Here is a 13,846-nt window from a genome sequence, read left to right as displayed (position 1 = left end):
GTTTGAAAAAAGGAGACTTATCATGAAAAAATTTGTTGCTGAATTAATCGGTACATTTATGCTTGTGTTCATTGGAACAGGAGCTGTTGTTTTTGGAAATGGTGTTGAAGGTCTTGGACACCTTGGAATTGCTTTTGCCTTTGGTCTGGCAATTGTGGTTGCAGCTTACTCAATCGGAACTGTTTCAGGGGCTCACTTGAATCCAGCTGTTTCTATCGCTATGTTTGTTAACAAACGTTTGTCATCTTCTGAGCTTGTAAACTACATCCTTGGACAAGTAGTTGGTGCTTTCCTTGCTTCAGCTGCGGTATTCTTCCTCTTGTCTAACTCAGGAATGTCAACTGCTAGTCTTGGTGAAAATGCCTTGGCAAACGGTGTCACTGTCTTTGGTGGTTTCTTGTTTGAAGTCATCGCAACCTTCTTGTTTGTCTTGGTTATCATGACCGTGACTTCAGAAAGCAAGGGCAATGGCGCAATCGCTGGTTTGGTCATTGGTTTGTCATTGACAGCTATGATCCTTGTGGGATTGAACATCACTGGACTTTCAGTAAACCCAGCTCGTAGCTTGGCACCAGCCGTCTTGGTAGGTGGCGAAGCCCTTCAACAAGTATGGATTTTCATCCTTGCGCCAATCGTTGGTGGCGTTCTTGCAGCTCTTGTTGCGAAAAACTTTCTTGGAACAGAAGAATAATTGAAACTCAAAAAGCCTTGCTCCTCATCTTGAGGAACAGGGCTTTTTCGTATCTGTTTAGCGGTTGTCAATTTTCTCTGGGTAGAGGTCATGTTGGAAGAGGCGTTGTTCTGCCAAGCCTTCATACTTGGTTCCAGGCCTACCGTAGTTGTAGTAAGGGTCGATTGAGATGCCACCGCGAGGTGTAAATTTTCCCCAGACTTCTAAATAGCGAGGGTCTAGCAAGTTGACCAAGTCTTTCCCGATGGTGTTGATGCAGTTTTCGTGGAAATCTCCATGATTTCGGTAGCTAAAGAGGTAGAGTTTGAGAGATTTTGACTCGACACAGAGCTTGTCAGGAATGTAGGAAATATAAATCGTCGCAAAGTCTGGCTGAGCAGTGATTGGGCACAGGGAAGTAAATTCAGGACAGTTGAATTTGATGAAATAGTCATTTTCCACATGACGATTGTCAAAGGATTCGAGGACTTCGGGTTGATAGTCAAAAATGTAGTTGGTTTCTTTGTTGCCGAGGAGGCTTAGGTTTTTCATTTCTTCTTGTTGTGACATGATTTTTCTTTCTAATTTAAACACCACGTTGGTTGTCGTAGAGGAGGGTATGGAGTTGGGGAAGGACGCGGACATTTCCCCAGCTATCGTCAGCAGCGACGCGTTCCCAGAGTTCTTTGAGGCGGTCTAGTTGGTCTTGGACAATATTGCCTGTAGCCTTGGGCTCGGGATTTCCTGCTGATAAGAAGAGAACATCTGGTTGGTAGCGTTCTTGAATCCCTTTAGCAAAGGCCAAATCGGCATCATCAAAGACAGGGATTTTAAAGGTGACCTTGTCTGGGTCCAGTTGGGAAACGATAAAGTCCAAGGTCTCAAAGTTGACTTCCATCTTGGAGGAAGGAGGTTTGGGGCTCAGGGTGACCTGGTCGATGTCTTTTAACCAATTTTGCCAGCGAGAACCTTGAGTCTCAACAGCCAGAGTGACACCGCGTTCCTTGAGCTTGGTGACGAGTTGAGCCATGTTGGCTGCTAGGATAGCAGGATTTCCCCCAGACAGGGTGACGTAGTCGTAGCTTCCTAGCTTATCTAAGGCAGCAATGACTTCATCAGCGGTCATGCGAGTTGGTTTTTCAGAACCATCCCAAGTAAAGGCAGAGTCGCACCAGTCGCAGTGGTAGTCACAACCAGCAGTTCGGACAAACATGGTTTTCTGCCCAATTGCACGACCTTCACCTTGAAAGGTTGGCCCAAAAATTTCCAGAACTGGTAGTTTGAGGACACGTTCCCTAGTCATCTAACCACTCCCGTCTAAACTCTGCAAAGGCAGTCGGAGTTTCATAGAGGCGAACGTATTCCAAACGGAGACCGCGCTCGTCTGGCAACTCTTGACTCATGGTTTGAAAAATCCAGTAAACCATATTTTCAGCAGTCGTGTTCATATAAGGCAGGGTTTCATTGAGATAGCGATGATCCAAGTGGGGTTCTAAGTAGTCCTTGTAGATAGCTTTGATGTCTCCGAAATCGTAGGTCATGCCACGGTCATCTAAAAATCCACTAACAGCAATCTGCAGATGATAAGTGTGTCCGTGCAGAGATTTGCATTTTCCCTCATAGTGAAAGAGGTGGTGGGCAGCGTCGAAAGTAAATTCTTTTGAAACTAAGGTTCTGTGAGGATTGTAGACAAGAGACTCCCCAGTTTCCTGTTTGATTTCTTTGGGTGCAAAAAACATTAGCCCTCTCCTTTCTGTGAGAGATAAACATCTAAACCATGCTGGCGTAGGTGGCAGGCTGGACAATCTCCACAGCCACTTCCGATAATCCCATTGTAGCAGGTCAAGGTCTTTTCACGAACATAGTCAAAGGCACCGAGTTGGTCGGCTAATTCCCAAGTTTCAGCCTTGTCCAGCCACATGAGAGGTGTTTGGATAACAAAGTCGTAATCCATGGCCAGATTGAGAGTAACATTGAGAGATTTGACAAAGACATCTCGACAATCAGGGTAGCCTGAAAAATCTGTCTCGCAAACACCAGTTACAATGTCTTTAATGCCTCGTTGCTTGGCAAGAACTGCTGCAAAGGATAGAAAGAGGTGGTTGCGACCGTCAACAAAGGTATTGGGAATCTCTCCCTCTTTTTGCTCGATTTCCAGATCAGAAGTCAAGGCATTTTCAGTGATTTGTCCCAGCAGAGACATGTCTAAGATGTGATGACGAATACCCTGTTCCTTAGCGATTTCTCTAGCAACTTGAATTTCGAGATGATGGCGTTGGCCGTAGGCAAAGGTGACGGCTTCGACTGTTTCATAGTGTTCTTTAGCCCAAAAGAGGCAGGTTGTGGAATCTTGACCGCCGCTAAAGACGACCAAGGCTGATTGACGTTTCATAGTACTCCTTCCAAAATGGGAAATGTTCAGAGCACGCAAAAAGCTCCCTTGAGGGGAGCTAAAAAATACCAAGTAGAGGTTTTTTTTAGCGATGGCATGTCCCAAACATCGTAATATTCTACCTACAGTCTAGCATATTTTTTGAAAAATGGCAAAGGGCAAGAAAAAAGAGACCAAATCAAGTACTTGGTCTCTCATTTGATTAGCTCAATTCAGCAACGATGGCCTTGATTTGTTCTGCAGTATGAACACCTGCAACTTGTTTCACCACTTGGCCGTCTTTTTTGAAGAGAAGGGTTGGGATAGACATGATACCAAAAGCACGAGCTGTGTTTGGATTTTCATCAACATCCATTTTAACGATTTTCAAGACATCTTCTGAAAGTTCTTCAGACAATTTGTCCAAGATTGGACCTTGCATACGACATGGACCACACCAAGTTGCCCAGAAGTCTACCAAGACCAAACCGTCTTTTGTTTCTTGTTCAAATGTTGCATCTGTAATTGCTTTTGCCATTGTATTTCTCCTTTTTTAGTTATATTGGCTTAAATCTTGTTTCATGAGATAGAAGAAGACATCTCCATAAGTCCCATGGTAGTCCAAATCATGACCATTGTAGGTTAATTTTTGGACAGTGTAGTAATCAGCAACGCCGATGAGGCAGGCATGTTGAGAACGTTCAAAGTCTTGGTAAGACTCGAAAGTCATGGTTCTCTCTTGCTTGCTAGCGTCTAGATAAGTAATTTCGATCATATAAAACTCCTTTGTTGTTCGATCTTGGCTTTATTGTACTCCTTGTAAAGAGGAATGTCAAGAAAAATGATTGCGCACGCAACTTTTTTAGAAAATATGATTATGAAATGAAATCTAGACTCGTCTCCAGTCTTTCCTCGACAGCCTTTTGCAGGTAAGCTAGAGTTGTCTGTCCCTCGTCAGTCAGGCAGATAAAGCTAGCCCGTCTATCCTGATCGCAACATCGGCGACTAAGCAAACCACAGTTTTTCTCTTCCAGGCGAGCTACCATTCGAGAAACTGCGCTTGGACTGAGATGAAGCTTATCAGGTAAATCAATCTGTCGTAAAGATTTTTCATCGGCTAGATCCAGATAGTAGAGCAGGTAAAACTCTTTCAAGGTCAACCTTTGTTCACTCTGCTGGGCAATAGTTTCTTCCAACAAGGATTCCATTTCCTTTTGACGGCGGTTGTAGTCAAACCACTTTTCCAAATAGCTCATTGCTTTCTCCTTTCTTTTCAAAGTAAAAATCACAAAGTCATTACTGATTATCTTTGTAACACAAGATGATTGCGCATGCAATGATTATACTACTTTTAACTAATCCTTGCAAGAGAGAAAGAATTGCAATATTTCCTTGAAATTTTCTGAAAAAAGAGTAAACTGGTATGCAAGAAGTCTATTTCGTGGAGTTTAGGATGAAATTATATGTTCAATTAATGATTCTCTTTGTGATTTCTCTTATCGGAGAGGGAATCTCCAGTTTCTTTCATCTGCCCATCCCAGGCAGTATTATCGGCTTGATTATTCTCTTTCTAGCCTTACAGTTCAAGTGGTTAAGGACCAGACATGTCAACATGGTCGGAAATTTCTTGCTGGCCAATATGACTATTCTCTTTTTGCCGCCAGCAGTGGGTATCATGGAAAAGTTCGATGTGATTGCTCCTTATCTCTTGCCCATCGTCTTGATTGTCTTTTTTGCGGCTGTCATCAACATTATTCTTATTGCCCTAGTGGTTCAGTTTATCAAGCGACGATTTGAGGGAGATTATGAGAAAGGAGATGCCAAATGAGTGAATTTGTATCCAATCCTCTGTTTGGGATTGCATTATCTATTCTAGCTTATCTAGTGGGGATGTTGATTTACAGACGTTTTCCCCATCCATTGACAACGCCCTTGCTTTTGTCGGCTATTTTTATCATTATTTTCCTTAAGGCAACGGGTATTTCTTATCAAGATTATTACCAAGGTGGGGTTTATCTGAACAACTTGATTGTCCCATCGACCGTGGCTCTAGGGATTCCGCTTTATAAGAGTTTTCACCTGATGAAGCATCATGCTCGGAGTATTCTCTTTGGTAGTCTGTTAGCAGTAGTTGTCAATACTAGCTTCACTGCCATAGTAGCAAAAATATTTGGTATGGACTTTTTCCTAGCCATTTCTCTCTTTCCCAAGTCAGTGACAACCGCCATGGCAGTGGGAATCACAGAAAAATTGCAAGGATTAACAACTGTAACCTTGGTCGTCGTAGTGGCAACTGGGATTTTGACTAGTGTAATCGGACCAACCCTTTTGAAATGGTTGAAGATTGATGATCCAGTGGCTGTGGGACTTTCTCTTGGAGGAACAGGTCATGCTGTCGGAACGGGAACAGCCTTTCGATACGGCTCAGTAGCAGGAGCCATGGGTGGCTTGGCTATCGGTGTCACTGGTATTCTCTACGTATTTGTAAGCCCCATCGTAGCTAGTTTGATATTGAGTTAAAAAGCAAGGAAGCTGAGTTCCTTGCTTTTTTCCAATTTTATTTTGTAAGGATTTACTTTTCTTTGCTTAAATGAATGACTTGGTCGTAGCGTTTTAAGTCCTCGTCTGTATAATGGTGAATGACTTCAATGACTGTCTGAGGTAGCGAGAAGAGGAGGTCGCTAATCTTTTTGCTATTCTCTAAGTCAAGATTGGCCTTAATCTCATCAGCCAAGATGAGTTGGCTGTCGTGATAGAGCGCGCGAGCGATTTCGAGTCGTTGTTTCTCGCCACCAGACAGGCTATCGTTGCTAAGAGTTCGATTTTTCAAATGTTCTAAACCAGTTGTCTTGAGGATATGATTCAACCTTTCTTGCTTTTTAGTCATTCCTAGAAGGATATTGTCTTCCAGAGACAGCGTGTCAAAGTAATGGCTATCTTGGAGGATATAGGAGCTAACGCTCGTGATTTCTTGGCGTGATAGGCTTTGGCCAGCAAATGCAATCCGTCCACTGGTCGCAGCCAACTCTCCATGAATGATATTGAGTAAAGTCGTTTTTCCAGAGCCACTTTCACCGATAATGGCAATCTTTTCTCCTTTCTTGATGTGCATGGAAAGAGGGGATAAAAGGACCTGTCCCTCTTTTTCTAGAGAGATATTCTCTAGTTGGACGGGATAAATGTTTTGGAAGGTGCTAGTAGAAATAGGACTAGAATTTGTGAAAAGTACTTGGTACTTTTCACAGAGGTATTGAGTTGCTTTTCGGGTGTTAGTAAAGTAGGCTAATTCTTGGAATTGATAGCCAATATTATGAGAAACGAGATAAATGGCTACAAAACTAGCTGCGTTTAAATAACCATAATAGGTCATAAAACCGCCAATGACAATAGGGGCAACGGAGCAAAAGGCATCGATGCTATTGATAAAGAGACTGTTTAGGGTACGTTGTTTCTCATATCGTATTTCCGCATCCAAACTAGTCTGTAACTGATTTTGATAGCGAGCAAAAAAGAAGTCCTGTCCCTGATAATGACGAATCTGTTGGCTACCGCCAATAAAATTTGTCAAGCTTGATAAGTAGCTCTGGTTAATAGTGGACCGCTTTTCAGAAAGTGAATCTAAACGCTTAGATCCGATGGCACTACAGAGGACAGGGACGGAGTAGAAGAGAATAAAAATCAAGCCTAGGTAAAAATTAGTCCACAGGGCATATAGAATGGAGACGGTTGTGAAACCAAGAGAAGAAATAATGATAACGGTTGGCTCAATATAGCTCTTTTCTAACTGGTTGACGTCGTTTTCTAAATCAGACAAAATATCCTTTTCATCAATATCATAACCGCTGAGGAATCGCTTGAAAATAGCGCTTTTAATTCCATATCTGAAATCAGTAATCAAACGAGCGTAGTAATAGCGTTTTCCAGCTAGCCCCAGTAAGAGGATGAGGTTTCCAAGGATTCCCAGAATCAACACTTTCCAAAGAAGTTCCAGTTCTTGATTGGTAAAACTAGCAACGATACTCTGAATGAGCGCTGGCGTAATAATCGCTTCCAGCCATGTGATTGCAATCGAAAAGAAGTAAAGTGTTAAGTGTTTCTTTGCAACAAACGTTCTAAGCATAAAGAGCTCCCTCCTTATCAATATATAGTAATCACTTTTAAAATTATTATACTCCTTTTTATCCACATTTTCATACAATATATCTAAAAGAAAAGATCTAGCGATACAGAGTCGCTAGACCTTTAACTTATTGCAAGTTAACCTTGTTTTTCAAGATATAGTAGGTACCGAGATAGTAGATAGCTGATAAAAAGAGATCGCGCAGAATTTCTGTACCAATCATCATGTTAAAGTCATTTTCAATTCGGAAAAAGAGAGAAACATAACCAATGACGATGGCAATGACGATATAGGCTAGAATCCCCATAGCTGTTCGATACTCATTAAAGAGTTGTCCGATAGAGATGGAGAGGTAGATGGATAAAATCCATGCGATCGAACCTACAAACAGTGATAGCGCATACAGCCAGCCGTAGCTGAGGTAAGGGGAAATGAAGTTATAGAGGGCAGTGAAGTCTTTTTCTATTGGTGTTAAGAAGAAGATAATCAATATACTCAAGATAAAGACGATATAGCTTAAGATGGACCAGACAAGACCACCTAAAAGTTTTGCGATGATGATTTGGTGCTCAGAGACAGGCAAGGTCAGGGTCAAGTACCCTTGGCGGTCATAAACACTGCCCTTGAATCTTCGGATGATTAAAAAGATTGTTGCAATCCAAAGAGTGACGCTGAGTCCTCCAAAGACTAGTACTAAAAAGAAGATGAAATAAGCAGCATTGTTAGGATTGTAACTCTGGCTAAGGCTGCTAATAAAAGCTCCAATCAAAACTGAAATTGCAAGCACAGCACCGTAGAGTGCCAGATACCATTTATTGACATTTTTAAATTCATAACGAACTAGATTCCAAAACATAATAATCTCCTTTGCTTAGGCTTTAAATTCCTGGCGGAAGAGCTGGTCAATTGATTCACCTGACTCGTAACGAATATCATCAACATTTCCTTGGCGGACGACTTTTCCGTCTTTGAGGAAGATAATCTCATCCAAGATTGGCTCAATATCTGAAATCAAGTGGGTTGAAATTAGCACCGTAGAAGTTGGGGAATAGTTGTTGATGATGGTATTGAGGATATAATCACGGGCAGCTGGATCCACGCCTCCGATTGGTTCGTCCAGAACGTAGAGGCGGGCTTCACGGCTCATAACCAAGATGAGTTGGACCTTTTCCTTGTTCCCTTTTGATAGTTTCTTGAGGCGACTGTTTTCATCAATACCGAGATCGGCTAAAAGGTGTTGGGCTCTTTCGAGATTGAAATCCTGGTAGAAGGTTTTAAAATAGGTTAGAGCATCCTTAACCTTCATCTCTTCATTGAGGTAGGTTGTATCTGGTAGGTAGGAGACGATCGCCTTGGTAGCAGGACTTGGATCCTGTCCGTTAATGAGGACACGTCCTTTATTTGGTTGAAGGAGACCATTGATCAGTTTGATCAAGGTTGTTTTTCCGGATCCGTTTGGTCCAAGGAGCCCGACAATCTTTCCGGCTGAGATCTCTAGTGAGATATTGTCAAGTGCCGCGGTTGCTCCATATGATTTTGTTACATTTTCAAGTGCTAGTAGTGTCATAGTCTTAAACTCCTTTAATATAGTCGCTTAATACATTTGGCAGTTCTTCTTTTTTGTAGCCAAATTGAAGCATGCAAGAGACGAATTGTTGCAGTTGCTCCTCAGAAAGTTGTTTGCGGGATTGAAGAATGAGGTCCAAATCCTCGGTGACAAAACGACCAGTTGTCCGCTTGCTGTATACAAATCCTTCACGTTCGAGGTCAGACAAGGCGCGCTGAATAGTATTAGGATTGACCCCAGCCTCGCTCGCCAAATCTCTCACGGTAGGGAGCTGTTGGTTGGGTTCCAGTTCATGGGAAACAATCTGTAATTTGATTTTTTCCATAATCTGCAAATAAATGGGTTTTGTATTATCAAATGACCAGGACATCATAGTCTCCTTTCTTTTTCTTTATTGTTCTAATTAAATAATACAATAAAACAAAAAACTTGTCAAGTAAAAATAAGAATTGTTTTGGGAATTGCTCAAAAAATGGTATAATGAAAAGAAAACGACAAGGAGGGAAATGCATGCGTTGTCCAAAATGTGGGGCTACCAAGTCTAGTGTTGTTGATAGTCGACAAGCCGAAGAAGGAAATACCATCCGTCGAAGACGTGAGTGCGACGAGTGTCAGCATCGTTTTACAACCTATGAACGAGTAGAAGAAAGAACGCTGGTTGTCGTCAAAAAAGACGGTACACGTGAGCAGTTTTCGAGAGATAAAATCTTTAATGGGATTATCCGCTCAGCCCAGAAGCGTCCTGTGTCAAGTGATGAAATCAACATGGTGGTCAATCGCATCGAGCAAAAACTCCGTAGTCGCAGTGAGAATGAGATCCAAAGTGAATATATTGGTTCTTTAGTCATGGAAGAATTGGCGGAGCTGGATGAGATTACCTATGTTCGTTTTGCCAGTGTTTATCGTAGCTTTAAGGATGTGAGTGAGTTGGAGAGTCTGCTCCAGCAAATCACCCAGTCCTCTAAGAAGAAAAAGGAAAAATAGATGAAACCAAATGACCGTTTTTCTTTTCTAAAGAATAATCGGGTGTCGCAAGATACCTCTTCTCTGGTGCAGTGCTACCTCCCGATTATCGGTCAGGAGGCGCTGAGCCTCTATCTATATGCCATTACCTTTTGGGATGGTGGACAAAAGGAACACCTCTTTTCCCACATCCTCAACCACTTAAACTTTGGCATGCCGACCTTGCTCCAATCCTTCAAAGTCTTATCTGCCTTAGATCTGTTGACCCTTTATCAAAGGGGAGAAACTTATGAATTACAGCTTCATTCTCCCCTCTCCAGTCAAGAATTTCTAAGCCATTCTGTCTATAGCAGATTATTAGAGAAAAAGATTGGGGATACAGCTGTTTCTGCTATGAAGCAGGCTCCAAGTGAGGGAGAAGCACTCTCGGTTTCTTTGAGTCAAGTCTTTCCAACCCTGACTGAAGAAGTGACACCAATCGAGTCAAAAATCAAGATGAAAAATGATTTTGATTTAGAGCATTTTCAGCGGCTGATGGCTCGGGATGGTTTGCGTTTTGAAAACGAGCAGGCAGATGTTTTGGAATTGTTTGCCATTGCAGATGAAAAAAAATGGACCTGGTTTGAAACCTATCAATTAGCTAAGGCGACAGCGGTGGCTCAGGTTATTTCAGTCAAACGCATGCGTGAAAAGATTGCGCAAAAGCAGGTTTCTTCTGACTTTAGCCCCAAAGAAATGACCATTATCAGGGAAGCCAAAAATAAAACTCCCCTACAATTTTTAGCGGAAATCAAGCAAACGCGTAAGGGGAACATCACCCAGAGCGAACGAGAACTCCTTCACCAGATGGCGTCTTTAGGTTTGTTGGATGAAGTCATCAATATCGTCTTGCTTCTAACCTTTAACAAGGTTGATTCGGCTAATGTCAATGAAAAATATGCCATGAAGGTCGCCAATGACTATGCTTATCAAAAAATTCGGACAGCAGAAGAGGCTGTGCTTCGGATTCGAGAGCGTCAGCAAAAAGGCCAGGAAGACCAGAAATCGAAAACTAGCTCGACTAAGACAAATGTTCCCAAGTGGAGTAATCCAGAATATAAAAATCAAACCAGTGAGGAAACTCGTCTGGAACTAGAACGCAAAAAACAAGAAATGTTAGCCCGATTAGAAGAAGGAGGAGACTAGATGGAAAGTGTTGGCGACGTTATCAAGCGTCAGACAAGTCGTTTTCAGTATCAGGACCTAGTCCAGCAGATTATGAAAGACCCAGATGTAGCGGCTTTTATCCAGAAAGAATCCCTCAGTCCAGAGGAGTTGAATCGTAGCATCTCCAAGTTCAACCAATATATCACAGAGCGGGACAAGTTTCTTCGTGGGGATGCGGACTATATAGCGCGTGGCTACAAGCCCATCTTGGTTATGAATCACGGATATGCGGATGTGTCTTATGAAGAAACACCAGAACTAATCGCGGCTGAAAAAGAGGCGGCAATCAAGAATCGTCTCAAGTTGATTAATCTACCAGCAAGTCTCAAGAAAGCGAAGTTGGCTCAGATTGACCTGGATGATCTAGGACGCTTGCCGATTTTTGAGAGACTCTATGCCTTTGTTGACCTTTACCCAAGCATTCGAAAAGGCCTCTATCTTTATGGAGATTTTGGTGTCGGAAAGAGTTTCATGATGGCAGCCCTAGCCCACGACCTATCTGAAAAACGTGGGGCATCAACGACCATTCTCCACTATCCAAGTTTTGTCATTGATGTGAAAAATGCTATCGGTGAAGGCTCTGTGAAGGCCTTGGTGGATGAGATCAAGTTAGCAGAGGTCTTGATTTTGGATGATATTGGTGCAGAGCAGTCGACTCCTTGGGTACGTGATGAGATTCTCCAAGTTATTCTCCAGTACCGCATGCAGGAAGATTTACCGACCTTCTTTACTTCCAACTTTAATTTCCAAGATTTGGAAAAACATTTTGCCAAAGGAAAGAATGGAAACGATGAGACTTGGGAAGCTAGACGGGTCATGGAACGAATCCGTTATTTAGCAGAGGAAACGAGACTAGAAGGAGAAAATCGCCGATGACAGAAACCATTAAACTGATGAAAGCCCATACTTCAGTTCGTCGTTTTAAGGAGCAAGAGATTCCTCAAGCAGACTTGGACGAGATTTTGACTGCTGGACAAATGGCGTCATCTTGGAAAAATTTCCAATCCTACTCTGTGATTCTTGTGCGCAGTCAAGAGAAGAAAGATGCCTTATACGAACTGGTTCCTCAGGAAGCCATTCGCCAGTCAGCAGCCTTTTTGCTTTTTGTCGGTGACTTGAACCGAGCTGAAAAGGGAGCAAGTCTTCATACGGACACTTTCCAACCTCAAGGTGTTGAAGGTCTCCTTATCACGTCTGTGGACGCTGCGCTTGCTGGTCAAAATACCTTGCTTGCAGCAGAGAGTCTGGGATATGGTGGTGTTATCATCGGCTTAGTCCGTTACAAGTCGGAAGAAGTGGCAGCGCTTTTTAACTTGCCTGACTATACCTACCCTGTTTTTGGGATTGCCCTTGGCGTGCCAGATCAACAACATGATGTCAAACCAAGATTGCCTTTGAGCCAAGTGGTATTTGAAGAAGAGTACCAAGAACAGCCAGTTGAAGCGATTTTGGACTATGACCAAGTACAGGCAGACTATGCTGGTGCGCGTGCGACGACCTCTTGGAGTCAGCGTTTAGCAGAGCAGTTTGGTCAAGCCGAACCTAGTTCAACTCGGAAGAATCTAGAACAGAAAAAGTTAAAGTTATTGTAGAAAGTGAGAAAACATGGCCTTACCAACTATTGCCATTGTGGGACGTCCCAATGTTGGGAAATCAACCCTATTTAATCGGATCGCTGGTGAGCGGATCTCTATTGTAGAAGATGTCGAGGGTGTGACACGTGACCGTATCTATGCAACGGGTGAGTGGCTCAATCGTTCCTTTAGTATGATTGATACAGGAGGAATCGATGATGTCGATGCTCCCTTCATGGAGCAAATCAAGCACCAGGCAGAAATTGCCATGGAAGAAGCCGATGTTATCGTTTTTGTGGTGTCTGGGAAAGAAGGAATCACAGATGCAGATGAGTACGTGGCTCGCAAACTCTATAAAACCCATAAACCTGTTATCCTTGCTGTTAACAAGGTTGACAATCCTGAAATGCGAAATGATATCTTTGATTTCTATGCACTAGGCTTGGGCGAACCGTTGCCAATTTCGTCTGTCCACGGTATCGGGACAGGGGATGTGCTGGATGCCATCGTGGAAAATCTTCCACACGAAGTCGAAGAAGAAAATCCAGACGTGATCAAATTTAGCTTGATTGGCCGTCCTAACGTTGGAAAATCAAGTTTGATCAACGCTATTTTGGGAGAAGACCGTGTGATTGCTAGTCCCGTTGCTGGTACAACTCGTGATGCCATTGATACCCATTTTACAGATGCGGATGGCCAAGAGTTTACCATGATTGACACAGCTGGTATGCGGAAGTCTGGTAAAGTCTACGAAAATACGGAGAAATATTCTGTCATGCGTGCCATGCGTGCTATTGACCGTTCTGACGTGGTCTTGATGGTCCTCAATGCGGAAGAAGGAATCCGTGAGTACGACAAGCGTATCGCAGGTTTTGCTCACGAAGCCGGTAAAGGGATGATCATCGTGGTCAACAAGTGGGATACACTAGAAAAAGACAACCATACCATGAAAAACTGGGAAGAAGATATCCGTGAGCAGTTCCAATACCTGCCTTACGCACCGATTGTCTTTGTTTCAGCTCTTACCAAGCAACGACTCCACAAACTACCTGAGATGATCAAGCAAATCAGTGAAAGCCAAAACACGCGTATCCCATCAGCTGTCTTGAACGATGTTATCATGGATGCCATTGCTATCAATCCAACACCGACAGACAAAGGAAAACGCCTTAAGATCTTCTACGCGACTCAAGTGGCAACCAAGCCACCAACCTTTGTCATCTTTGTCAACGAAGAAGAACTCATGCACTTCTCTTACCTGCGTTTCTTGGAAAATCAAATCCGCAAGGCCTTTGTCTTTGAAGGAACACCGATTCATTTGATTGCGAGAAAGCGGAAATAAACGACTCTTTGTCAACCGTAGTGGGTTGAAGTC

At 42.9% G+C, this 13,846-nt stretch carries 19 protein-coding genes; 8 read left to right on the top strand and 11 right to left on the bottom strand.

From position 1 onward, the window contains the following. Positions 1–22: 22 nt before the first annotated feature. Entirely contained in the window at positions 23–691 is a 669-nt protein-coding gene (locus MK403_RS01150; RefSeq protein ID WP_268708693.1) for an MIP/aquaporin family protein, read from the top strand. A gap of 57 nt (positions 692–748) precedes the next feature. Here MK403_RS01150 and queF read toward each other — a convergent pair whose 3' ends face one another. The 7 genes from queF to MK403_RS01115 all read right to left on the bottom strand — a co-directional run bounded on the left by queF (position 749) and on the right by MK403_RS01115 (position 4,297). Then, positions 749–1,240 (bottom strand): preQ(1) synthase, encoded by a 492-nt coding sequence (gene queF / locus MK403_RS01145; RefSeq protein ID WP_000082582.1) that lies wholly within the window; start codon positions 1,238–1,240, stop codon positions 749–751. 16 nt (positions 1,241–1,256) lie between these two features. Then, complete coding sequence (queE, locus tag MK403_RS01140) at positions 1,257–1,973, bottom strand: 7-carboxy-7-deazaguanine synthase QueE (RefSeq protein WP_061413392.1); 717 nt, start codon at positions 1,971–1,973, stop codon at positions 1,257–1,259. Beyond that, positions 1,966–2,409, bottom strand: coding sequence for a 6-carboxytetrahydropterin synthase QueD (queD, locus tag MK403_RS01135; protein WP_000464566.1), 444 nt, complete (start codon positions 2,407–2,409; stop codon positions 1,966–1,968). Before queD ends, queE begins: the two co-directional genes overlap by 8 nt. Further along, complete coding sequence (gene queC / locus MK403_RS01130) at positions 2,409–3,062, bottom strand: 7-cyano-7-deazaguanine synthase QueC (RefSeq protein ID WP_049520423.1); 654 nt, start codon at positions 3,060–3,062, stop codon at positions 2,409–2,411. The genes queD and queC overlap by 1 nt, the downstream gene beginning before the upstream one ends. Before the next feature lie 202 nt (positions 3,063–3,264). Further along, positions 3,265–3,579, bottom strand: a complete 315-nt coding sequence (trxA, locus tag MK403_RS01125) for a thioredoxin (RefSeq protein WP_001029581.1) — start codon at positions 3,577–3,579, stop codon at positions 3,265–3,267. Positions 3,580–3,594: 15 nt separating this feature from the next. Further along, positions 3,595–3,816 (bottom strand): DUF4649 family protein, encoded by a 222-nt coding sequence (locus MK403_RS01120; RefSeq protein ID WP_000570263.1) that lies wholly within the window; start codon positions 3,814–3,816, stop codon positions 3,595–3,597. Positions 3,817–3,916: 100 nt separating this feature from the next. Further along, on the bottom strand, positions 3,917–4,297 hold the full coding sequence (locus tag MK403_RS01115) for a MarR family winged helix-turn-helix transcriptional regulator (protein ID WP_268708692.1): 381 nt from the start codon (positions 4,295–4,297) through the stop codon (positions 3,917–3,919). Between the two features lie 197 nt (positions 4,298–4,494). On the opposite strand from MK403_RS01115, the gene MK403_RS01110 reads away from it, so the two are divergent. Further along, positions 4,495–4,869: a CidA/LrgA family protein gene (locus tag MK403_RS01110; protein ID WP_000781325.1), complete on the top strand. Its 375-nt coding sequence runs from the start codon at positions 4,495–4,497 to the stop codon at positions 4,867–4,869. Further along, the gene (locus MK403_RS01105) at positions 4,866–5,561 is read left to right on the top strand and encodes an LrgB family protein (protein WP_001288935.1); all 696 of its coding nucleotides are present in this window, start codon (positions 4,866–4,868) and stop codon (positions 5,559–5,561) included. The genes MK403_RS01110 and MK403_RS01105 overlap by 4 nt, the downstream gene beginning before the upstream one ends. Positions 5,562–5,613: 52 nt before the next feature. On the opposite strand, the gene gggC is transcribed toward MK403_RS01105, so the two are convergent. From gggC to MK403_RS01085, 4 genes are all read right to left on the bottom strand, one after another. Further along, complete coding sequence (gene gggC / locus MK403_RS01100; RefSeq protein WP_000946536.1) at positions 5,614–7,161, bottom strand: streptosactin export ABC transporter GggC; 1,548 nt, start codon at positions 7,159–7,161, stop codon at positions 5,614–5,616. 127 nt (positions 7,162–7,288) lie between these two features. Then, positions 7,289–8,017: a hypothetical protein gene (locus tag MK403_RS01095; RefSeq protein ID WP_000498773.1), complete on the bottom strand. Its 729-nt coding sequence runs from the start codon at positions 8,015–8,017 to the stop codon at positions 7,289–7,291. Between the two features lie 15 nt (positions 8,018–8,032). Beyond that, positions 8,033–8,728 (bottom strand): ABC transporter ATP-binding protein, encoded by a 696-nt coding sequence (locus MK403_RS01090; RefSeq protein ID WP_000173188.1) that lies wholly within the window; start codon positions 8,726–8,728, stop codon positions 8,033–8,035. Between the two features lie 4 nt (positions 8,729–8,732). After that, on the bottom strand, positions 8,733–9,098 hold the full coding sequence (locus MK403_RS01085) for a GntR family transcriptional regulator (protein WP_000119117.1): 366 nt from the start codon (positions 9,096–9,098) through the stop codon (positions 8,733–8,735). A gap of 140 nt (positions 9,099–9,238) precedes the next feature. Here MK403_RS01085 and nrdR point away from each other — a divergent pair, with 140 nt between their 5' ends. Genes nrdR through der form a run of 5 tightly spaced genes read left to right on the top strand, consistent with a single transcriptional unit; the run spans position 9,239 to position 13,813 of the window. Next, entirely contained in the window at positions 9,239–9,712 is a 474-nt protein-coding gene (gene nrdR, locus MK403_RS01080; protein ID WP_001203678.1) for a transcriptional regulator NrdR, read from the top strand. Further along, a complete protein-coding gene (locus MK403_RS01075; protein ID WP_268708691.1) occupies positions 9,713–10,876 on the top strand; it encodes a DnaD domain protein in 1,164 nt (387 codons plus the stop codon). It abuts the gene before it with no gap. Beyond that, positions 10,877–11,773, top strand: a complete 897-nt coding sequence (dnaI, locus tag MK403_RS01070) for a primosomal protein DnaI (RefSeq protein WP_268708690.1) — start codon at positions 10,877–10,879, stop codon at positions 11,771–11,773. After that, the gene (locus MK403_RS01065; protein WP_268708689.1) at positions 11,770–12,489 is read left to right on the top strand and encodes an NADPH-dependent oxidoreductase; all 720 of its coding nucleotides are present in this window, start codon (positions 11,770–11,772) and stop codon (positions 12,487–12,489) included. The genes dnaI and MK403_RS01065 overlap by 4 nt, the downstream gene beginning before the upstream one ends. 13 nt (positions 12,490–12,502) lie before the next feature. Beyond that, positions 12,503–13,813 (top strand): ribosome biogenesis GTPase Der, encoded by a 1,311-nt coding sequence (gene der, locus MK403_RS01060; RefSeq protein WP_009730455.1) that lies wholly within the window; start codon positions 12,503–12,505, stop codon positions 13,811–13,813. Positions 13,814–13,846 lie beyond the last annotated feature (33 nt).

The sequence above is a fragment of the Streptococcus oralis genome, from assembly GCF_026782285.1.
Lineage (GTDB): Bacteria > Bacillota > Bacilli > Lactobacillales > Streptococcaceae > Streptococcus > Streptococcus oralis_CG.
This window is presented reverse-complemented; position numbering and strand designations above follow the sequence as displayed.